We start from the raw sequence: 21,525 nt of genomic DNA on the forward strand, positions 1-21,525 counted from the left end.
TAAAACCCTCCTGGTTTAATTGTGTATTTTCCATTGAAAGGGGTCTTCAAACGTTGTCCAATCTTGATCATATTCCTCAGGAGTGAGTAAGCATTGGTCAAGTGTGCGAATGATATCTGCTTTAGGTAAGTCCACACCGATAAAAACCAGTTTCGTATGTCGATCGCCAAACTCTGCGTCCCACTCATCAAGAAGCTCTGGTTCCTGATTTAAAATCCGTGTTTTTTCTTGCTCGGGCAAGGCAGCAATCCAGTATGCAATAGGTTCAATCGCAACAGATTTTCCGGCTTGTGAAATTAAAATGGTTAAATCATGATGTGTGGCAAGCCAGGTAAATCCTTTAGTGCGAACAATCTGCTCTGGCATCTGATCTAACCAATTATTCAGCCTGCCAGTATGAAAAGGGAGTCTTCTTTCATAAACAAATGAAGAGATTTGGTATTCTTCTGTTTCCGGCGTATGCTGAGAATGTCCAGCGTTGATTTCCTTTATCCAGCCAGCAGAAGCACTGGATTTTTCAAAGTCGAATAAACCAGTATTCAAAATGTCGCTTGGCTGTACTTTACCTTTTGTGGTTCTTATGATAGTTGCTTCTGGTTGAAGCGTGGTCAGCACGTGCTCAAGTCGATCTAGTTCTGATGGTGATACAAGATCACATTTATTAATAATTAGCACGTCACAAAATTCAATTTGATCAATGAGTAAATCAGAAATTTCACGTTCATCATCATCGGAAACGGCTTCTTTACGATCTAATAGACTTTCTCCAGATTGGAAATCAGTCCAGAAACGGTTTGCATCTACCACTGTTACCATCGTGTCTAGTCGGCAAAAGCGTGTCAAATCTATGCCCATTTCTTCATCGATGTAAGAAAAAGTTTGAGCGACAGGGATTGGTTCACTAATACCTGTTGACTCAATGAGGATATAATCGATATGACCAACCTGACAAAGGCGTTCTACTTCGATTAACAAGTCCTCTCTCAATGTGCAACAAATACAACCATTAGATAGTTCAACAAGTTTCTCATCTGATCGAGAGAGCTCGCCGCCTTGCTTGACTAATTCCGCATCAATATTAATTTCACTCATGTCATTTACAATAACAGCTACTTTTAATCCTTTACGATTTTGAAGAACATGATTTAATGTCGTTGTTTTTCCCGCTCCTAAAAAGCCGCTTAATACTGTAACAGGTATTTGTTTATTCATTTGTTTCTGTCCTTTTAAAAATGCTCATTTTGTTTTCCGCCTCACTTAAAAAGTAATCGTTACGATTTAAAATCTAAAAAATTATTTTGTTTCTCTATGAAGGGTATATTTCTTTAATCGAGGAGATTATTTTTTTAATTCCAATCGGTCCGGATTTGTTCGTTTATTTTTTGTAGTGATATAGTTTCTGTCACCTGTTTCAGTACAGGCTAAGGTGATTTTCACGCGCATAAGTGATATGATCCTCCTTTATTCGTAATCGTTACGATTTGTATTTTAAAATGATAAAGGCTGATTGTCAAGCTTAGTATCATGATCAATGCAAAATCACAAAACAAAGGGGGTATCTAATGTTAATTGATACCCCCCTCCATTAATAAAAGTCACCGAGTTCTTGTTCGTAATCACCGTCGTACTGCTGGAAATCACTAGGAATCTCTTGGAGAAAGGCTAGTCCTCCTAGTACAAGCATCAAAATGATGGCGATGAATGAGAGAATGACTGCGGCGATACTTGAAATGGCGAACAGTGTCTGCATTTTCATCATCTTAGCATATTGTTCTAACAAGTCTTCGTAAGAAGTATCAGGAGCTTGAATCAATTGTTCAGCTGCTTTCACAGATTTTTGTACATGAATCCCCATCATAATGAGGAAAACGCCAAGGGCAGCAGGAAGAACAAGCCAAAACCCAATAAGGATCGAAAGTCCACCTGAAATATAGAGAAAGATACTACCAACTTTTCCCCACTTTGTAATTGAATGAAGAGATTGAATGATTTTTTCAGTTTGTTGCAATCGTGTTCACTCCTTTATGTATTCACTCTTTATCATACTTGAGCAAGTAGTACTTTAGGAAGAGTGAATGTTGAACAATTTTAAATGTTTCTATCTTCACTTTACTATTTATGGATAATTAAATTATTTCCAAATAAGAAAAAAGTAACATTTACTATGATTTTTAGCGACAAATTATGTCATATACAAGGGTAGTAGTCAAAAATAATTAGTAAATTTATCAAAATATGTTGTTAGTTGTCTTGTAATTGGTTATTATTGTGTTGTATTACCATAAAAATTGGAAGGTGGAATTCATATGTTAGATCGTTTTTTAAACAAAATGACCAATGTTCAACCTGCATTATCTAGATGTATTTTGCAAAAATTAGTAACTTCTTGCAAATCAGCACCAACTTGTTTCCTTCAAGGTGTTGGAACTTTCCGTTACTACGTGGATCGTGACACAGGTGAGATTTGTACTAGCGAAGAACGCATTAGATGTGGCTGCTAAATCTAGGTATCTTATTTAACAGGATGTGAACGCATGAGCATAACTTCAATTTCATTCTTAACAAATGCTATGCAGACGTCGAACAGTCGTCAAGCGGGCCAAACATCAAACTCTTTTTTAACCCAAGCTGCGCAAATTGTTCAAGGCGACCATTCTCCAGAAGAGAGAAAGGCATTGTTTCAACAACTGACTTTAGTTCAGCAAGGAAAGGATTTAGAGCTTCATGTTTCTAAATTAAAGGAACTAGAGAAAGAGGTTCAAAAAGAGGGGGCTTCTTCGTCTGTTACTGTGAATCAGCACGGTGATCAAGTAGACATTTCAAATGAAGCTCGCAGTGAGTTTGAACAAGCTGAGGAACAAGCATCAGCTTCAAGTGAAGCTAGTGAAGTCGCTGCAGGGGAAAAAGATAAGGATATTCAGCCAAATTCACAATAATAAATCATGAGGCGTGTGTTTGATACTCTTCACATGCCTCATTTATCTTTATTTTGCAGGCAGCCTTGAATAAAGACCATCCGGAAAAGGTGCTGCATATGAGATTGTTTCATCGTCTTCTACCATGATGTAATATGGAAACTCTTGAATCTGGAATGCCTCTATTAATTGCTCATCCACCGGGATAATTTGCATGTTGGTTTGGTTATCACGATATAATTCTTGATCCTTTTTTTGCCCATTCTTTAACAAGATACTAAATGAGACGTTTAATTTACGCTGTTCTATCGTTTCTAGGAATTGTTCAAGTGATGGGATACAGTGCGGACATGCTGTGTCAGTGAAAATAAGTAATTGCTGCTTGTGATTTGTTTGCAGCAGATCATTCATATGAATGGGTGATGGTTGTTCGAGAAGCGGGTGCGAAAGTTTTTGTCCAACATGTTGAATAGGTAAGATGATCAGTTTCATCTGATGTTTTAAATAGGTGATGATTCCGACAGTTAATAACAGACTGCAAAGAATAAGAGTGAGCTGTAAAGTTAAGATTGAATTCATCGTATATCGTCCTCTCAGAGTGAAGTTACGCAAAGCTATCATAATACAAATATCAAAAATATGTCAATTATACTAAATGGTGTAAGGTGGAGCATTTGATGATTACAGTAAACCATTGTTTATATGCAATCTCCTATACTTGGAAAAGAAGTCGTTCTTATCTTCTTTTAACTTTGTTGGTCCAAGTGATCGTTGGTTTTATGCCTTTGGCTAGCGTCTGGATTATTCAAACATTGATTAATGAAATTATTCTATTTATGACTTCTTCAGGAGACATACAAAAGGTTTTATGGTTATTTGGGTTGCAAATGGTCATTGTGGTTTTAGGATATGGGCTTCAGTTCATTCTTCAGCTTAGTCAGCAGAAAGCGACAAATCTGATTGGTTTGCATTTGAAGGGTGAATTGCTTCAGAAGGCGATAAGGCTTCCCTATATTACGTTTGAACACCCGTCTTTTTATAATGAAAGTCAACGTGTGATGAACAGTCATCAGCACGTTCTGAGTATGGTCAGAAGTATTTTCACAATCATGAGCGCGTTGATTACTGTTGTATCACTTCTCATTTACATGATCGGTATCCACTGGGGCTTGGCAGTCATTCTGATCGTGTTTACCCTGCCTGTCTTGTGGATTGAACTTTTCTTTGGAGGTGCGCGTTATCAATTAAACCGTATGTTAACTGCCAATGACCGAAGAGAAATGTATGTGTCCGATCTTGTAGCACAAAGAGATTCTCTGAAGGAAGTACGTTTATATGGAATAGGGAATTATCTTCTTCAAAAATGGAAAGGTCATTATGTAAAAAGTGCAGATGAGAAATATAAATTGCTTAAACGGCAAGTTCGCTGGGAGATGGCGGGCGGATTGCTCATGACCTTTGCCTATGTGTGCTGCGGTCTTTTTATTGTCTTTCTTATTTTCCAAAAAAAAATAGCGGCGGGGACGTTTGTCGCTGTGCTGCAAGCTGTACAAAACATTCAAAGTGGTTTTCAAGATTTAACGAGGGAATTCTCTAGTTTATATGAAACGAGTCTTTATGTGGATGAAATGAGGGCTTTTCAAAAGAGAGAAGAGGAGATTCATGAACAGTCAGAAAGTGCAGCATCGCTTCGGAGGATCGAGCATATTCAGTCTATCACACTAGAAAATCTCTCTTTTACTTATCCGAATATGAAAACGCCTGCTATTGAGCATATACATTTTCATATCAATAAAGGTGAACGTGTAGCATTAGTCGGGGATAACGGATCAGGTAAAACCACTTTGATCAAATGTTTGACCGGCTTATACGATCCAGATCAGCCGAATATGCAGAAAGTCAATGGTGAGTCCATTTCTACCATTCATAAAAGGTCATATCATGCTAGAATGTCTGTTCTTTTTCAAGATTTTATGAAGTACGAATTCACTGTGAAAGAAAACATTGGGTTTGGCCGTATCGACGATATAGATGAGGAAGAGCGAATGATTTTAGCTGCGCGGCAAGCAGGTATAGAAAAAAGAATCCATCAAATGGAAGAGACGTATGATGCGCAGCTTGGCCGCTTTTTTGAAGAAGGTCATGAACTGTCTGGTGGACAATGGCAAAAGCTTGCGATGGCGAGAACCTTTTTTAGAGAGAGTGATTTTATCATTTTAGATGAACCAACATCTGCTCTCGATCCACTGTCGGAGATTTCACTCATTCGAAAGTTATTCGATCATACGCAGGATCAAGGTGTTTTGTTTATTACACATCGTATGGGAGCGGCCCGCTTAGCAGACCGTATTATCGTTATGAAAGATGGTGCTTTCGTTGAAGAGGGGAACCATGATGAGCTTATGACGCTAAACGGAGAGTACAAAAGGCTTTACGAGGCACAATCTCAACTATTTCAACAAAAGGAGATGGTGTAAGGTGAGTGTCTTTTATTTCATAGGTGTCTATCTACTAGGAATCATTTTTGCAGGTGCGTGGCTTGATAAAGTGAGAAAACAGACGGCGCATGTGCAGCAGATGAATGCTTATCGGTTGCTGCCTCCATCTTTCGCAGCACCAATGTTTTATTTATTTTTGTTTGTTGAATTGGTTTGTACGGTTCATTTGTTCATTTGGAATATGTCTCTCGTACCTGCGATTGGTCTTACAGCACTTTTATGTATCTATACTGGAGCGGTCACGTTTAATTTATTGAGAGGGCATCGTGATATTTCGTGTGGCTGTGGAGGCCTTCTTGAAAACGAACGTCTTCATTGGGGGATTGTGATTCGAAATATGTTGATGTTGGCACTTGTGATGGGGTTATTTTATGTGCATTCCTATGTAGAGACGATTCCATTGAACTTCAAAATCATTTGTTTTCTGATTGCAGTGGCTGTCTGTTTCATCATAGCGGTCGGTCAAGAAATCATGTTATTCAAGCGAAAGTGGATCAATCAATTTGGATCAATTATAGAAGGAGATAAAATGAAATGACAGATATTCTATTAATCATTGTGTTATTGATTGTCATTGCTCAGCTGGCTGTGGTGTTTCTGCTTGCCCGTTTTATCGGGAAATTTATGAATAAAATAAAAACCCTTGATGGGATTGAATTGAAGGAAGCGGAAGTTGGTGATCCGGCTCCGTTATTTCGAAGCTATACGCATTTAGGGGAAAAGGTGATGTTAAAGGAATATTTGCAAAGCGGGAGAGCCGTCATGCTGTTATTTGTGAATTCTACTTGTATGACGTGCAAAAGCATTTTGGCTGATATGCAGCAGCAAATTTCTAGTGATGATGTTCAGTTCATTTTTATTAATGGAGATGAACAAGCGGATGATGCGTCGCTCCTTCAATTGCTGCCGGATCAGGCCGTTTATATGCGCTCTTCACAAATCATGGAGCTGTATGGGATAACTGTTGTCCCGCAAGCGATTCACATTGATGAACATGGAATCATCCTACAAAGAAAATCTCTTCAAAATGCGAAACAGTTTGAACAGCTGTTGCACGCTTCATAAAAAAGCGTCTCTTTCTTTTAGAGACGCTCGTTTTATAATTCTTTTCCTAGAATATCTAAATCGTACCTGTTGCCGTCCATTTCTGCGATGCGTGGCAGGTGTCCCCAAGTCTCAAAGCCGTGTTTTTTAAATAGTCGAATGCTGGCTTCGTTGTGCCCGAAAATAAAGGCAAGCAACGTTCGGATGCCTAATGAGGGTGCCAATTCAATGGCCTCTTGTAAGAAAATCGATCCTAAGCCTTTTCCTCGATAGTCTTGGTTTAAATAAATACTCATTTCAACGGTTCCGTTGTATGCAGGTCTTCCGTAAAACGTTTCAAAGCTGAGCCAGCCGTAGATATTCCCTTCTTCATCTGTTTTCACATAGAGAGGTCTTTTCTCTGAATGATTCAAAAACCACTGCCTGCGGGCTTCAACTGTAACAGGTTCTGTATCGGCAGTCGCTTCTCTTGAAGCAATGGTTGAATTGTAGATATCGACGATTGTTTTGAGGTCATCTTCTGTTGCAATGCGGTTGAAAGTTTTCACAATAAAGTCTCCCATCTTTTTTTCATTCATCATACATATTATTGATGCGATTGCGCAAAATAAAAAGAAAAATGATTTCGGGTGTATATATTTTTTGAAAAGTGTTCAGAATGTTGCTGAGGTGATGAAAAATGAGAGAGGAAGAAAAGAAACGTACTTCCAAAATCACAAAAGTTCAGCAATTTTTCCGTAAGCGCTGGGTATTCCCTGCTATTTACTTGGTCAGCGCAGCGGTCGTGTTAACAGCAGTTCTTTGGTATCAAGCTGTATCAAAAGATGTGAAAGATCAACTATCTGATGGAAATCAAACAGGACAAGAACAGCGTGATGATGCCGTTGAAGTTGGAAAGCCAATTGAAAATGTTGCAATGCCAGTCCAGAATTCTGATAATGTTTCTGTCGTGAAAAAGTTCTATGAAGCAGATGCTGATCAAAAAGAAAAAGAAGCAGCACTTGTAAACTATAATAACACCTATACCTTAAGCAAAGGTATTGATCTTGCAGATAAAGATGGCAAAGTGTTTGATGTCACAGCTGCTCTTAGTGGAACGGTCGTTCAAGCGAAAAAAGATCCAGTTCTCGGTCATGTCGTTGAAATTGAACATGAAGATGGATTGTCAACTGTTTATCAATCGTTGTCTCAAGTGAGTGTAAAAGAAGGCGATGAAGTGAAGCAGAATGATGTCATCGGTGCTTCTGGTAAAAATCTTTATGGTGCTGAAAGCGGCAACCATGTGCACTTTGAAATTCGTATGGAAGGTTTAGCGCTCAATCCACTTAGCTTCATTGATAAGCCTGTTTCTACTATTGAAAAAGCAGCACAAGAAGTAACGGAAGAAGCAAAAGAACCTGCTCAGCCAAAGGCTGATGAAAAAACGAAGGAACCTGCTGCTGAAGATAAGGCCAAAGAGCCGGCTGGAGAAAAATCTGAAGAAAAGTCTGATGAGAAGGGGAAATCCTCTGATCAAGAAAAGTCTTCAGATTCCTCTAAAGACAGCAGTCAGTCAGAAGAAACAAAACAATCTTAATGTCTTGTAAGATCCTCTGTGTAGATGACTACACAGAGGTTTTTTTCTGTCTTAAAAAGATCCCCGCCACGCGGCGGAGGATGTATTATAAGGCGGCAGGTCCTTCTTCACCTGTTCGGATGTTAATTGTATTCTCTATTTCATATATAAACATTTTCCCATCCCCTGGTTCGCCTGTGCGAAGTACTTTTTGTGCTGTTTCAACGACCTGTTCGACAGGTACCTTGCTTAGGACGATCTCGATCTTTAATCGTTCGTACACGTTGCTTTCCTTTTTGACGCCGCGGTATAGCTCTGTATGTCCCTTTTGTAAGCCGCAGCCGTGTACATTTGAAAAAGTAATTGAGGTGACACCAATCTTTCCAAGCTCCACCTTTAATGTTTCAAAATTAGCTGGCCGTGTGACAATCTCCACTTTATACATTTTGCTCATCGAGACACCCCTTTTTCTTTAATCTTGATATGCTTTTTCGCCGTGCATGGTCAAATCAAGACCCACTGATTCTTCTTCTTCGGTTGCACGAATCTTGAAGAAGATATTGACCACTTTGATGATCACGTATGTTACAACAGCAACAAAGACGTAAGTGGCGACAATGGCGACAACTTGCTTCCAAAGTAAGCTTGGATCTCCGTAAAATAAGCCATTGGCTCCGCCGTCATTGACAGAGGTTGTTGCGAAAAGTCCTGTTGCAATTCCTCCCCAAGTACCACCAATTCCATGAAGACCGAATGCATCAAGGGCATCATCATAGCCGAATTTGGCTTTGAGAGAGAAGACTCCCCAGAAACAGACGATTCCGCCAATGATTCCTATAATAATAGAAGCAAATGGTGTGACAAAGCCTGCGGCAGGTGTAATGGCGACAAGACCAGCAATGGCTCCAGAAATGGCGCCGAGCATTGTTGGTTTTTTGTTGATCATCCACTCTACTAACAGCCAGCCGATGATTCCTGCGGCAGCTGCTGTATTGGTGTTAATAAAGGCAAACATGGCGACGCTGTCTAACGTCAGGGCGCTTCCGACGTTAAAACCAAACCAGCCAAACCAGATGACAGCTCCGCCAAGAAGTGTGTAGATCAAGTTATGCGGGGAAGAACTTGCTGCTTCTTTTCGCTTCCCAAGAACAATCGCAACGATTAGACCGGCAACACCGGATGAGATGTGAACCACGTTTCCTCCAGCGAAGTCAAGTGCGCCCATTTCTCCAATCCAACCGCCGCCCCATACCCAGTGTGCGACTGGAGCGTATACAAATGTGACCCAAAGGATTGTAAACACGACCACTGCCGAGTAACGAATACGTTCGGCAAAGGCACCTGAGATGATGGCTGTTGTTAAGACGGCAAAGGTCATTTGGAACATCATGAACAATGAATGTGGAATGGTATCGCTATATGAACCAGGCTCAAAGCCAACCCCTTTTAGCCCAGCCCATTCGAAGCCTCCGATCCATGCATTGCCTGGCGCAAAAGCCAAGGAATAGCCAAACACGATCCAGACGATCGAGACGATGGCTAGTGATGTTAAGCTGTGCATTGTTGTACTTAACACATTTTTACTTCTCACAAGTCCCCCGTAGAATAAGGCTAAACCCGGTGTCATTAACCACACGAGTAGTGTGCAGAAGAACATAAATACTGTATCACCCATTTGCATGCTGCATTCCCCCGAATCATTCAGAATTAATTGATTTCTTAATTCTTCATTATAGAGAGAAAAGTCACATATAACATATTCGTGTAAGTTTATCTAACATGGTTTTTGGTTATGTTCAATATAAATGGATGAAATGTTCGTGGGAAATGAGAAAAAACGTGCGTTGATCACTAAAAATAAAGGGCATTTGACCTATAAAATGGAGCTGAGAAACAGTTTGGTTCGCTCCTCTTGAGGAGAATCGAACAATTCCGATGGAATCCCTTCTTCAACGATGCGCCCTTCGTGCATATAGACGACACGATCGGCGACTTCTTTCGCAAAGCCCATTTCATGTGTAACAATGACCATTGTCATGCCTTCTTTTGCGAGGCTTTTCATGGTTTGCAGCACCTCACCTACAAGCTCTGGGTCAAGGGCAGACGTAGGTTCGTCAAATAACATGACATCAGGTTTCATGGCGAGAGACCGTGCAATGGCAACACGTTGCTTTTGTCCGCCTGATAGTTTAGAAGGATACACTTTGGCTTTATCTGCAAGTCCTACTTTTTCTAACAAGACTTTGGCTTCAGCGATGGCCTGTGCTTTCTTTGTTTTTTTCACCATCACAGGTGCTTCGATGATGTTTTCAAGCACAGTTTTGTGCGGGAAGAGATTAAAATGCTGAAACACCATGCCTATTTTTTGTCTCATTTCGTTTAGTTGATCACACTTTGGTTGTACAGGGCTGCCATCAATGATGATCTGACCGTCATTTTTTATTTCTAAAAAGTTCATACAGCGGAGCAAGGTGCTTTTTCCAGAGCCGCTTGCCCCAATTAAGACGACGACATCATTTTCGTACACGGTGAGATCGATATCCTTTAAGACATGCAGATATCCAAAGTATTTATTGAGTTTTTCAACACGAATGATTTCCTTTGATTTTGTCATGCTTCTCCTCCTAATGATCACTGACTGAAAGTTTCTTCTCAAAGGTTTGGACAGCGAATGTTAATAGCAGGACAAGAACTAAGTAATAGACAGCGACAACAAGTAAATACGTCATATTGTCAAAGCTGTTGGAGCCTTGAGTGGTTGCTACGTTAAATAGTTCATTGACACTGATAAAGGCGGCAAGTGATGAGTCTTTTAAGCCGATAATGAACTGATTACCGAGAGGGGGGAGGGCTCGCCGCATCGCTTGCGGGAGAATGATACGTCTCATGGTTAAAAAGCGGCCCATTCCAAGAGAACGTCCTGCCTCTTTTTGACCTTGGTCGATTGATTGGATGGCGCCTCTGAATATTTCTGCTATATAGGCACCATTATGAAAGGCTAGCGCAATGGAAGCAGCCCAGAAGTCGGGTATATTTAATTCCGTGAGTCCAAAATAAAGGATAAAGATTTGAACAATGAGTGGTGTTCCGCGTACAAGAAAGATATAGGCATTTGCGATATAACCGAAAACCGCCACGCGGGATATCTTTAGTAAAGCAAAGAAGAGCCCAATGAACATACCGATGAAGATGCTGATCACAGTTAGTTGTAAGGTGAGCAGCATCCCTTCTAAGAAAATGCCTCTAGAATCAATCAGCGTCTGAAAAAAGTGTGATAGGGTAGGCAAAACAATCATCTCCATTTGAAGAAAGTGCGCCTAGAAAAGGGCGCACAATCGTGGTTTTAATCCTGTTTGACGGTAATATCTTCGTTAAAGTATTTTTCGCTAATTTGTCTTAATGTTCCGTCTTTTCTTAGTGCGTCGATTGCGTCGTTGATCTCTTCTATGAGCTGTTCATTTTCTTTTGACACAGCGATTGCTTGCTCACTTTGTCCGAGTCTTTTCTGCGGTTCGATTTTCAATTTTTTCTTCATGGCTTCTGCACCTGTAACAAAATCAGTCACGACCGCATCGTGTTTTCCGTTGGCTAGTGCTTCTAAAGCGACTACATCACTGTCGTAATATTTTGGTTCCTGCCCGCTATGTTCTTTCGCAATATCAGCGTAGGACGAACCTTTTGATACAGCGATTTCTTTGGCTTTTAAGTCATCAGCACTTTGAATGTCTGCTTCAGGTCTTGTGAAGATTTGTGGACCCGAGTAATAGTAGGGCTTAGAAAAAAGGACGTGTTTTTTTCGTTCCTCATTGATGGTGTGACTGGCAACTGCCGCATCAAATTTTCCTGACTTGACGCCTTCGACAATACCTGCGAATTTATATTTTTTCTGTACAGGCTCAAGACCGAGCTTGTCGCTAATCGCATTGCCTACATCGATATCAAAGCCGGACATCTGGTTTCCATCCATGTAACTGAATGGGTGAAATTCACCTGATGCTGCAAAAATAAATTTTCCATCCTCCAAAATCGGGGACCCTTTCGCTGTAGAATTACGTTTATCTCCGTTCCCATTTGTTTCATTTGAACCACACGAAGACAGAAGTAATACTGCAACCGAGAAAAGGGCTGGGACCCAAAACCGTCTTTTTTTAATAATATGCTTCTCCTCCTTTTCAGCTGTTCTCCTATAAGGAGAAAGTAGGCTTTCAAACATGAAATGAATATTACCATCTCTTCCTCATATTCTCAATTTTGCATGTGCTTTTCTAATGTGCTCCCTTTTTAAAATGTATGTCTTGCTGTTCCAAGAGAGAACTTGAATTGATAAGGGTAAAAAAGGGAAATGAATCTCATAATAACGGAAGGATAGGCAAAGAACATGCCATTTAACAAAGAGGGGGATCGGTGTATGAACAAGTGGAGGGACAACCGAAAGGTCTTTTTAACCGCTATTGCTTTTGGAACGATGTTAAATCCACTGAATTCCTCGATGATTTCTTTGGCCTTGCATCAAATTCAGCATGAGTTTGGTTTGTCGTTTACGACCGTATCCTGGCTCATTTCGACTTTTTATTTAGCCAGTGCGGTGACGCAGCCGGTGAGCGGCCGGATTGGGGATCATGTGATGAGCCGGAGAACATTGTTTTTATTTGGGTTGGCTCTTGTAGCCATTTCGGCCATTTGCGCCCCTTTTGCCCCGACTTTTGCAGTGCTGATTGTGATCCGGCTGTTGCAGGCGATTGGAAGTAGTGCCATCTATCCTTCCGGTGTTGGACTCATTCGGGATCATATTAAGGAAAGACAGGCTTCGGCATTAGCGGTATTGTCCATTTTTGCTTCAGCGATGACAGCGCTCGGACCAACGCTTGGCGGGTTTTTGATGACAATCGGCGGCTGGCCAGCTATCTTTTTAGTGAATCTGCCTTTTATTCTGATTAGTTTCTTTCTTGGGCTATCTTTGTTTCCGAAGGAGCAGAAGAAGAGAAAGCTCCGCATAGGAGAAACTGTACGAAAGCTCGATTTGCCAGGAATGCTTCTTTTTACAGTTTGTATTGTACTCCTGCTTTCATTTTTATTATCACTTGCTGATGGTATTCAGTATGTACAGGGCATTCTTTGTCTCCTGAGTGCAGGTGCTTTTATCTGGTGGGAATATCAGGTGGATGAACCGTTTATTCAAATTCGGATGTTTCGTAAGGAGAAGCGGCTGTCGCTTGTGTATGTGCAATTTATCATCTTAAATATTTTTTTCTATTGTCTCTTTTTTGGTTTGCCGAGTTATTTCCAAGATGAATTAGGCTGGCGTGTGGAGATGACGGGTCTTTTTATGCTGTGCATGTCGGGGATGAGCATCATTGTGTCGCCGCTGACAGGAAAGTGGGTGGATCGCGGGGATGAACGTCATCCGATTTTAGCAAGTACAGTATTGATGCTGGGTGGAGCTTCTGCGATGACATTCTTTTTTATTCCTGCGCCCTTATGGGGGAAAGGAGTGGTTCTTGCGTTACTCGGACTCAGTTACGGCATTGGGAATGTTGCGCTTCAAGCTGCGATGCTAAAAGCGAGTCCTCAGCAAATGATTGGCACATCCTCCGGACTTTTTCAAACATGCCGGTACCTTGGTTCCATTCTGTCATCTGCCGTACTTGGCATGTTGTTTGGTGAGGAAATCGCTGGTTCCCATTTTGAGCAGTTAGGCTGGACGTTGATCATCATTTCTCTGATCGGCATTGGCGTCAGTCTTTATTTTTCAAGTATGGTCAGAGGGAGACAGCCAATAAAAAAAGCAGCCGGATAAAGTGGAAGAAGAATCTTCATCACTTTATCGCAAGCCGCTTAAGAATTGGACAGGTCAGAGCCCTGATCCTTTTGCTTCCTTCTGAATATTTTCCCCATGATTGTTTCATAGAACGTCACGATGCGATCAATTGGAGCGTCAAAGAACTTCCATAATTTATTCATGATAAAGACAACCACAATCGATACGACCAAGCTGCCTAAGACATCAAATGGATAATGGTGACCGACCCAGATGCGGGAGAATCCTGTAAGTAATCCAAAGACGAGCAAAATGTTGCCGAGCTTTTTATTACGGGATCTAATGGCTAATGAAAGAGCCAGTGCGCCTGTTGTATGGTCACTTGGGAAGGAAGCGTCTGCTGAGTGCGGGATGAGTGTGTCGACTTTATGCGCCACAAACGGCCGCTCTTCATAATAAAACAGTGTAATGGCAAAATTGACAATGAGTGCCACGATACCTGTTACACCGGAGAAGAAGACATGCTTCTTAAATTTGTGATTACCTAAAAACCAGCAAATCAATAAGACAAGGGCATACACAAGAATGGCTTTTTTCGTAATGAAAATCATGGCCTGATCTAAAAACTCAGAATGATGAGCCATCCCGTGTATGACTTTAAACAATTCGTAATTCAAAACATCACCTATACTTTCGCTTAACGCCAACTATTTTTCAAACAAGCCTGTATGCTTTATTTGAAATATCCTATATTTTAGCATGTTTCCGGTGAAGTTTAAAACAGTATCCTATTCTGACAGTGAGACCTTTTGTGCTTTTGCTTCTTGGGGTTTTCGTTCGCTCCAGTAAAAAACGCCCATGCTTAGCAAGACAACGATGCCTGCAATGAGATACACATTTGAAAAGTCTGTGAAGCTGACAAGAAGACCAAATACAAATGAGCCAGCAGCAATGCCAGTATCATATAGTGTAAAGAAAGTGGCCGTTGCATAGCCCGTACGGTGAGCTGGAGAGTGCTGAATCGCTAGTGTTTGCAAACAAGGCACCAAAGATCCATAGCCGAGGCCAATCACAGCGCCTGATAAAAGAAGCATTGTCGCTGAATGTGTAGCGGTCAGCATCCATAAACCAATGGCAAAAAGGGCAATGGATGGATAGATCACAATGTGAGGTCCTACTCGGTCAAAAAGTTTGCCTGTAAACGGACGGGATCCAAGCATTGCAGCCGCAAAAACAATGAAGAAATAACTGCTTGCATCCATCAGATGAAGTGAATTGGCATAGACTGAAATAAACGAAATGATTGGCGAATAACAGAAGGAAATAATGATTCCGACTGCCGCTGTTTTTAAGGCACCTTTTTCAAACAGGTGAGAAAAAGTGAATCGAAAGACGACGCTTCCTCCGTTTTCAGGCTCCGGCTGTCTAATCATGATCGTAAAAGCTGCTCCGATGGTGACGATGATGGAAAAGAGAAGAAATAAGGAATGGAATCCTACTTTTCCTACTTGATTCAGTGCGATAAACGGACCGATGACCACTGCCAGGTTCATTGACATCACAAAATATCCTAAGCCTTCCCCTCGTTTATTTTTCGGGATCATATCGGCAGCAATGGCACTCGCTACTGTTGTCAAAATGCTAAAAAAGATTCCTTGTACAAAACGCAGCATGAGCAGCGTTTGGAATTGATCTATTGGAATGTATAAATAAGTGAGTAAGGCAAAAGCCGTTGAAGAGAAAATCGCCATGCGTTTTTTGCCGAATTTCTCAATAATTGCTCCGGAAAACGGCCTCGTCACAATGGCGGATAATAAGAAGACCGTCACAAGGAGTCCGCCCTGTGATTCTGTTCCATTTAGTTCATCCATTGTGTAAATGGGCAACAATGTCAAAAGGGCATAAAAAGAGGTGAATGTAAATAAATTCACCAGGACAATCATGATAAAGTCTCTCGTCCAAATGCGTTCGTTCATGATGTATGTCACTTCCTATTCAGTTGATAATTTGTGTAAAAGTGTATGGAGGAGCTGTTTTTCTTCGTAGGTAAAGCCTGAAAGGCATTCTTCTTCAAATTGTTCCATCGTGCGCTTAATTTCTTCAAATCGAGCTTTTGCATCATCTGTCATCACGATGAGATTTTGGCGTTTGTCTTTTCCTTGTACACGCTTCACCCAGCCGTTTGCTTCTAAACGGGTAACGGTTCGGGTAATGGTCGGTGCTTCAACGTTCAAATATGTCCAAATGTCTTTTTGTGTTTTCGGGCCGAATGTATCCAAACAAAAAAGTACAGTCCACTGGGACATGTACAAGTCATAAGCAGCAAGCGCTTCGTTCGCCTTTTTAGACAGCAGTCGTGCGCTTTGATGTATTTGATGTAAACACTCTCTGTTTAACGTATCCATATGCTCACCTTTATTAAATATTTATCTAGGTAAATAAATTCACCTTTTCTATTTTACGTGCTTGATCCATGCTTGTAAAGTGAAAATTTTCGCCACCCGAAATGAATTTTATATTTTGCCTTTTCTGATAAATCCCTTGTCCCATCTTCATTTTTAGCATATTCCCTGTGCAATGCTAATACACTGTTACAAACCTGACAAAGAGAGTGTTTGAGGTGAGGGATCGTGTTTGGCATTTACTACCTAATGGATGAGAAATTACGACGAACAAGCGCTGCTAAAAATGCATAATCTTCATACGGATCTCATTTCACACTTCTCACATCCATTTTAGGGAGGTCGAGTGGTGTGCACGATTACATCAAAGAGCGAACAATCAAGATAGGAAAGTATATCGTGGAGACAAAGAAAACCGTTCGTGTTATTGCGAAAGAATTTGGAGTCTCTAAAAGTACTGTACACAAGGATCTAACAGAAAGACTGCCAGAAATTAATCCAGATCTGGCTAATGAAGTGAAGGAGATACTGGATTATCATAAATCAATCCGCCACTTGCGAGGAGGAGAAGCCACGAAGTTAAAGTATAAAAAAGAAGAAATTTTAGAAGGTGAGCCTGTGAAACAGTAAGCTTAGTTCTTTGTTCATAAACATGATATATATATCTTCCTCATATCGGTAGTTTCTAACCACAAAATTTGTAAAGACTTTTGTAAAGAAAGATCTTTTTTTCTGCAAATTATGATAGAATATATAATTAGGGCAGAATGTGGTATTTGCTATGGAAACAGATTTTCAAGGAGGATATATATAGATGTTTGCTAGGGATATTGGAATTGATCTTGGTACTGCCAATGTACTGATTCATGTCAAAGGAAAAGGAATTGTGTTGAATGAACCATCTGTAGTAGCACTTGACAAAAATAGCGGGAAAGTACTGGCTGTTGGAGAAGAGGCTAGACGTATGGTTGGACGTACGCCTGGGAATATTGTTGCGATTCGACCATTAAAAGATGGCGTAATTGCCGATTTTGAAGTAACTGAAGCAATGCTCAAGCATTTTATTAACAAATTAAATGTGAAAGGGCTGTTCTCTAAGCCTCGTATGCTCATCTGCTGCCCAACAAACATTACATCTGTTGAGCAAAAGGCGATCAAAGAAGCTGCTGAAAAAAGCGGCGGTAAGCATGTATTTCTTGAAGAAGAGCCAAAAGTAGCGGCAATTGGTGCTGGTATGGACATTTTTCAGCCAAGTGGAAACATGGTCGTAGATATTGGAGGCGGAACGACAGATATTGCTGTCATCTCTATGGGTGACATTGTAACCGCCTCTTCTATTAAAATGGCTGGAGACAAATTTGATCTGGAAATTTTGAATTACATTAAAAAAGAGTACAAGCTGTTGATTGGTGAGCGTACATCAGAGGATATTAAGATCCAAGTTGCAACGGTATTCCCAGACGCACGTAACGAAGAGATTTCGATTCGTGGACGAGACATGGTGACAGGATTACCAAGAACGATTACCGTCACAAGCAAAGAAGTAGAAGAAGCATTACGTGAATCTGTATCTGCGATTGTTCAGGCAGCGAAGCAAGTTCTTGAGAGAACACCACCTGAACTATCAGCTGATATCATCGATCGCGGAGTCATCATTACAGGTGGCGGAGGTCTTCTAAACGGGCTTGATCAATTGCTTGCAGAAGAGCTGAAAGTACCAGTTTTCGTAGCTGAAAATCCTATGGACTGTGTAGCAGTTGGTACTGGCGTGATGCTTGATAATATGGATAAGCTGCCAAAGCGTAAACTCAGCTAATGATTCCCCTCATTCTTTTTAGAAAGAATGGGGGATTTTTATTAAAGAACCCTGCAAATATGCCGATATATTTCATAGAAGATTGAGTTTAGGTCATGTGAAAGAATCTTAATGAGGTGAGCACGTGTTAAAAGGACTATACACCGCAACATCTGCCATGATCGCTCAAGAGCGACGGACAGAAATGCTTTCAAATAATATCGCAAATGCGAATACACCAGGATATAAAGCTGATGAAGGGGCAATGCGGGCGTTTCCAGAAATGCTGCTGAGCCGAATGGAATCAGGACGTTTCCAAACATCCTCAGGCAAAGGCTTTAATGTCCCACAACAAACGCCGATTGGTGGAATTAATACTGGGACATATATGCAGGAACTGATCCCTCAATTTACACAAGGAACATTAAAGACAACGGATCAAACAACAGATGTCGCACTAGTAGAAAATAATGTACCAATCAACCCAGAGACAAATCAAAAATCAGCACTATTTTATGCCGTCAACACACCAGAAGGCGTTCGTTATACGAAAAGTAGTTCTATTACATTGAACGCACAAAATCAATTGACCATCAATGGCCGTGCCCTTCTTTCAGTGACGGGTCAGCCGATTACGGTTCAGAGTGAGAATTTCAAAGTGAATGCAGATGGAACTGTGAGTGAAAATGGACAAAATCTCGGGCAAATCGATGTACGTGTCGCAATGGACACAAGAAATCTTGCGCGTGAAGGAAATGATTTATACCGTACGGCTGATAACCAGCCCCTGCCAAGTGCAGTAAATAACGGTCAAATGTCCTATTCGTTAAGCCAAGGTGTATCGGAGCTGTCAAACGTGGATGTGACGAAATCATATACAGAAATGACAACAGCCTATCGAGCATTTGAAACAAATCAAAAAGTTGTTCAGGCGTATGACAAAAGCTTAGAAAAAGCAGTGAATGAAATCGGAAGAGTGTACTAATCAAGAAATGAAAGGGAAAGGAGGATTCTTATGCTCAGAACAATGATTAATGCAGCTGTGTCGATGAACGAAGTACAAAAACAGCTTGATATGATCAGTAATAACATCGCGAACAGTGAAACAACAGGGTATCGCGCGAAAAACACCCGTTTCTCGGAGCTGGTCAGACAGCAATTTAATCAAGTAGATGAAAAAAATGAGCAGGTGGCAAACAGTCGTCTGACACCTGCTGGACTAAGACTGGGAACAGGTACAATGGTCAATGCGTCCATTAACTCATTGCAGGGGTCTATTAAAGAAACAGGCCGTGACCTTGATGTTGCGTTTGGGGCGCCATCGCAGTATTTGCAGGTCAATGCCGGCGGTAATATCCGTTATACAAGAGATGGTTCTCTTTACTTACAGCCAGGCAATAACCGTAACCAAGTTCAGCTTGTTACAAGTGAAGGTCATCCGATTCTTGATGAAAACGGAAATGAGATCGTCTTAAATGCTAATTTTCGTGATATTTCCATTGATAAAAATGGACGACTCACGGCAATTTCTAGAGATAATCAACCGAATCAGCAGGTGAATCTAGGCGTTGTACAAGTGAATAATTCTTCAGCACTCGTCTCTGAAGGAGAGAATTTGTTCTCAGTAGATGGTAACTATCAAGGTGCATTAACGGCACTGAATGGGGCAAACCGCCAAGCCATTCAGCTTCAGCAAGGTGCACTTGAAACCTCAAATGTGGACATGTCTAAAGAATTAACTGATTTAATGACGACACAGCGCTCATATCAGATGAATTCAAGAACCATTACGATGGGTGATCAGATGCTGGGATTAGTGAATACGATTAGATAATCAGCAGGCTGAAGTCAGCCTCTCATGATAAAAAAGGCGGCTCGCTCAAAGTCGCCCTTTTTTTTATAAAAATCTGAGACATCTGCAAGTAGATCCTCAAGATCAATCCAGGCTTCTTTTCGTTCAAGACATGTGACGAGTGTGGCAATCTGCTCATCTGCTTTGGGCGCTTGGTTGTAGAGAAGGAACAGGATTTGGAATTTAATTCTTAATATATCAAACTGAGAAGCAACCGCTTCTTTTAGCCCTTTTTGTATATATTTCATTCCTTCTTCGGTTAAATTTTCTTTAAAACAGGAGCGCACAGTTTCGTAGAGACACGATACGTAGGAGTGTGCGGACTTCCGGTATGCTGGGAGACGAAGCGCTTTTTTAAAGTATTCTAGCGCTCTCTTATGACGGTTTTGTCTCGACTGAATAAAACCAGCATCATAATAAACGATTCCGAGCAGTTCTTGGTCATCAATCATTTTCACGTATTCGATAATCTCAATGAAAATAGCTTCTGCTTCCTCGTATTTTTTTTGGTCGCTAAAATTAAGTGCGAGCACAATTTTACAACGATAAATGCTATGGATATCCCCGTGTTTTGCAAAGATATCCATGGCTTTTTGAATATGACGAATCGATAACAACGAGTAGCGGTTGTTATAATAAACACCACTTGTACGAAAATGGAATTCTGCTTCCTCGAGCTCATCGTTTAGTAAGGGAAGGCGTTCTTCTGCCTTTTCAAGATAATGAATGGCATCATTTTGATCGCTGTTTAAAGATTCGTATAGTCCGAGAAAGAAGTGAAAATAATATTGTAGTTCTTCGTTCATTTGATCCTTATGAAGCATCAGTTCATGTTTGAGTTTTTCTAAGTCCTCTGTCTGATTCATCCAGAGCTGATGACGGAATAGCATGAGTTGATAATGTAAATAAAGCCCCGGTTTCTTTGATAATTTACGTTTATGTTTTGATAGAGTTATTTTGATATCTTCAGCCTTCGAAAAATGTCGATGCTTCAGCATTGTATACCACGAATGGAGAAGTTTTTTAATGGATTTATCGCTCATAAAATTCATTTTTACCCTCTTATTCAATCAATGATGTAATATATATTACCATATTTGTGAAAAAACAATGAGTGTAGTGTGGATTATATTTGATGACAATTGGCAATAGTAGATTCTATTTTCTACCATATATGTAGAGTGAACATTGAAAAATGACAGCATTCATAATATACTTTTATAGGAATCAAATGAAGATCAGCCATATAGAAAAGAAGGAGAGATCAAGATATGCTTGATGCTCAGCAAATTCAAGAGATTATTCCACACCGTTACCCATTCTTATTGGTCGACCGTATTTTAGAGGTTGAAGGTGAGAAAAGAGCGGTTGGGATTAAAAATGTCACAGTCAATGAAGAATTCTTTAACGGTCATTTCCCAGGATACCCAGTCATGCCGGGTGTACTTATTGTGGAAGCACTCGCACAGGTTTTTGGGGTGATTATGTTGGGCAAAGAAGAAAACAAAGGGAAAATTGGTTTATTCGCTGGGATTGACGGCTGCCGATTCAAAAGACAGGTCAAGCCTGGTGATCAGCTACGTTTAGAGGTTGAAGTGACGCGTCTCCGTGGTCCGGTTGCAAAAGGAAAAGCGGTAGCTACAGTCGATGGCGAAGTTGCATGTGAAGCAGAACTTACATTTTCTATCGGTCCTAAAGTATCATGA

24 protein-coding genes and 2 pseudogenes are annotated in these 21,525 nt (G+C 40.7%); 12 read left to right on the forward strand and 14 right to left on the reverse strand.

Annotated elements, in window-relative coordinates; translation table 11 throughout:
* Positions 1-15 precede the first annotated feature (15 nt).
* The 3 genes and pseudogenes from BA70_RS03715 to BA70_RS03725 form a co-directional block, all read right to left on the reverse strand.
* Positions 16-1,212 (reverse strand): GTP-binding protein, encoded by a 1,197-nt coding sequence (locus tag BA70_RS03715; protein WP_034318357.1) that lies wholly within the window; start codon positions 1,210-1,212, stop codon positions 16-18.
* Between the two features lie 129 nt (positions 1,213-1,341).
* A pseudogene (gene rpmG / locus BA70_RS19285) lies at positions 1,342-1,443 on the reverse strand (50S ribosomal protein L33); the annotation flags it as partial.
* A gap of 142 nt (positions 1,444-1,585) precedes the next feature.
* Positions 1,586-2,008 carry a DUF5362 family protein gene (locus BA70_RS03725; protein WP_034318359.1) on the reverse strand — a complete coding sequence of 141 codons (423 nt, stop codon included), beginning with the start codon at positions 2,006-2,008 and terminating at the stop codon, positions 1,586-1,588.
* A gap of 298 nt (positions 2,009-2,306) precedes the next feature.
* Between BA70_RS03725 and BA70_RS19290 the strand changes: the two genes are divergently transcribed.
* Both BA70_RS19290 and BA70_RS03730 read left to right on the forward strand, forming a co-directional pair.
* A complete protein-coding gene (locus BA70_RS19290; protein ID WP_078061637.1) occupies positions 2,307-2,501 on the forward strand; it encodes a hypothetical protein in 195 nt (64 codons plus the stop codon).
* A 33-nt stretch (positions 2,502-2,534) separates the two neighbouring features.
* Positions 2,535-2,936 (forward strand): hypothetical protein, encoded by a 402-nt coding sequence (locus BA70_RS03730; RefSeq protein ID WP_034318362.1) that lies wholly within the window; start codon positions 2,535-2,537, stop codon positions 2,934-2,936.
* Between the two features lie 48 nt (positions 2,937-2,984).
* Here BA70_RS03730 and BA70_RS03735 read toward each other — a convergent pair whose 3' ends face one another.
* Positions 2,985-3,494, reverse strand: a complete 510-nt coding sequence (locus tag BA70_RS03735; RefSeq protein WP_034318365.1) for a thioredoxin domain-containing protein — start codon at positions 3,492-3,494, stop codon at positions 2,985-2,987.
* Positions 3,495-3,592: 98 nt separating this feature from the next.
* On the opposite strand from BA70_RS03735, the gene BA70_RS03740 reads away from it, so the two are divergent.
* The 3 genes from BA70_RS03740 to BA70_RS03750 are packed head-to-tail and all read left to right on the forward strand — an operon-like array spanning position 3,593 to position 6,478.
* Entirely contained in the window at positions 3,593-5,392 is a 1,800-nt protein-coding gene (locus tag BA70_RS03740) for an ABC transporter ATP-binding protein (protein ID WP_034318367.1), read from the forward strand.
* 1 nt (position 5,393) lies between these two features.
* Positions 5,394-5,951, forward strand: coding sequence for a MauE/DoxX family redox-associated membrane protein (locus BA70_RS03745; RefSeq protein WP_034318370.1), 558 nt, complete (start codon positions 5,394-5,396; stop codon positions 5,949-5,951).
* Entirely contained in the window at positions 5,948-6,478 is a 531-nt protein-coding gene (locus BA70_RS03750; protein WP_034318373.1) for a TlpA family protein disulfide reductase, read from the forward strand. The genes BA70_RS03745 and BA70_RS03750 overlap by 4 nt, the downstream gene beginning before the upstream one ends.
* Before the next feature lie 32 nt (positions 6,479-6,510).
* Here the strand turns inward: BA70_RS03750 and BA70_RS03755 are convergent, their stop codons facing one another.
* A complete protein-coding gene (locus BA70_RS03755) occupies positions 6,511-7,020 on the reverse strand; it encodes a GNAT family N-acetyltransferase (RefSeq protein WP_034318376.1) in 510 nt (169 codons plus the stop codon).
* Between the two features lie 116 nt (positions 7,021-7,136).
* On the opposite strand from BA70_RS03755, the gene BA70_RS03760 reads away from it, so the two are divergent.
* Complete coding sequence (locus BA70_RS03760) at positions 7,137-8,033, forward strand: stage II sporulation protein SpoIIQ (RefSeq protein ID WP_003214850.1); 897 nt, start codon at positions 7,137-7,139, stop codon at positions 8,031-8,033.
* Between the two features lie 85 nt (positions 8,034-8,118).
* Here the strand turns inward: BA70_RS03760 and BA70_RS03765 are convergent, their stop codons facing one another.
* From BA70_RS03765 to BA70_RS03785, 5 genes and pseudogenes are all read right to left on the reverse strand, one after another.
* The gene (locus BA70_RS03765; protein WP_034318379.1) at positions 8,119-8,466 is read right to left on the reverse strand and encodes a P-II family nitrogen regulator; all 348 of its coding nucleotides are present in this window, start codon (positions 8,464-8,466) and stop codon (positions 8,119-8,121) included.
* Between the two features lie 18 nt (positions 8,467-8,484).
* A complete protein-coding gene (locus BA70_RS03770) occupies positions 8,485-9,693 on the reverse strand; it encodes an ammonium transporter (protein WP_034318381.1) in 1,209 nt (402 codons plus the stop codon).
* Between the two features lie 192 nt (positions 9,694-9,885).
* Positions 9,886-10,626, reverse strand: coding sequence for an amino acid ABC transporter ATP-binding protein (locus BA70_RS03775; protein ID WP_034318382.1), 741 nt, complete (start codon positions 10,624-10,626; stop codon positions 9,886-9,888).
* 10 nt (positions 10,627-10,636) lie between these two features.
* Positions 10,637-11,314, reverse strand: a complete 678-nt coding sequence (locus tag BA70_RS03780; protein ID WP_078061638.1) for an amino acid ABC transporter permease — start codon at positions 11,312-11,314, stop codon at positions 10,637-10,639.
* 41 nt (positions 11,315-11,355) lie between these two features.
* Positions 11,356-12,242: pseudogene (locus tag BA70_RS03785) on the reverse strand (transporter substrate-binding domain-containing protein).
* Between the two features lie 178 nt (positions 12,243-12,420).
* On the opposite strand from BA70_RS03785, the gene BA70_RS03790 reads away from it, so the two are divergent.
* Positions 12,421-13,809, forward strand: a complete 1,389-nt coding sequence (locus BA70_RS03790) for an MFS transporter (RefSeq protein WP_034318386.1) — start codon at positions 12,421-12,423, stop codon at positions 13,807-13,809.
* Between the two features lie 38 nt (positions 13,810-13,847).
* On the opposite strand, the gene BA70_RS03795 is transcribed toward BA70_RS03790, so the two are convergent.
* The 3 genes from BA70_RS03795 to BA70_RS03805 all read right to left on the reverse strand — a co-directional run bounded on the left by BA70_RS03795 (position 13,848) and on the right by BA70_RS03805 (position 16,175).
* Positions 13,848-14,447, reverse strand: coding sequence for an undecaprenyl-diphosphatase (locus BA70_RS03795; RefSeq protein ID WP_034318388.1), 600 nt, complete (start codon positions 14,445-14,447; stop codon positions 13,848-13,850).
* Positions 14,448-14,558: 111 nt separating this feature from the next.
* Complete coding sequence (locus BA70_RS03800) at positions 14,559-15,746, reverse strand: MFS transporter (protein WP_034318390.1); 1,188 nt, start codon at positions 15,744-15,746, stop codon at positions 14,559-14,561.
* Positions 15,747-15,761: 15 nt separating this feature from the next.
* Entirely contained in the window at positions 15,762-16,175 is a 414-nt protein-coding gene (locus BA70_RS03805) for a MarR family winged helix-turn-helix transcriptional regulator (protein WP_034318392.1), read from the reverse strand.
* Between the two features lie 348 nt (positions 16,176-16,523).
* Here BA70_RS03805 and spoIIID point away from each other — a divergent pair, with 348 nt between their 5' ends.
* From spoIIID to BA70_RS03825, 4 genes are all read left to right on the forward strand, one after another.
* Positions 16,524-16,802, forward strand: coding sequence for a sporulation transcriptional regulator SpoIIID (gene spoIIID, locus BA70_RS03810; protein WP_008343327.1), 279 nt, complete (start codon positions 16,524-16,526; stop codon positions 16,800-16,802).
* Positions 16,803-16,986: 184 nt separating this feature from the next.
* Complete coding sequence (mbl, locus tag BA70_RS03815) at positions 16,987-17,988, forward strand: cell shape-determining protein Mbl (RefSeq protein ID WP_034318394.1); 1,002 nt, start codon at positions 16,987-16,989, stop codon at positions 17,986-17,988.
* Positions 17,989-18,112: 124 nt separating this feature from the next.
* On the forward strand, positions 18,113-18,952 hold the full coding sequence (locus BA70_RS03820) for a flagellar hook-basal body protein (protein WP_034318395.1): 840 nt from the start codon (positions 18,113-18,115) through the stop codon (positions 18,950-18,952).
* Positions 18,953-18,982: 30 nt separating this feature from the next.
* Entirely contained in the window at positions 18,983-19,801 is an 819-nt protein-coding gene (locus BA70_RS03825; protein ID WP_034318397.1) for a flagellar hook-basal body protein, read from the forward strand.
* Positions 19,802-19,815: 14 nt separating this feature from the next.
* Here the strand turns inward: BA70_RS03825 and BA70_RS03830 are convergent, their stop codons facing one another.
* Entirely contained in the window at positions 19,816-20,871 is a 1,056-nt protein-coding gene (locus BA70_RS03830; RefSeq protein ID WP_034318399.1) for a tetratricopeptide repeat protein, read from the reverse strand.
* Between the two features lie 219 nt (positions 20,872-21,090).
* On the opposite strand from BA70_RS03830, the gene fabZ reads away from it, so the two are divergent.
* Entirely contained in the window at positions 21,091-21,525 is a 435-nt protein-coding gene (gene fabZ, locus BA70_RS03835) for a 3-hydroxyacyl-ACP dehydratase FabZ (RefSeq protein ID WP_034318400.1), read from the forward strand.

The sequence above is a fragment of the Bacillus zhangzhouensis genome, assembly GCF_000715205.1.
In the GTDB taxonomy this organism is placed as follows: domain Bacteria; phylum Bacillota; class Bacilli; order Bacillales; family Bacillaceae; genus Bacillus; species Bacillus zhangzhouensis.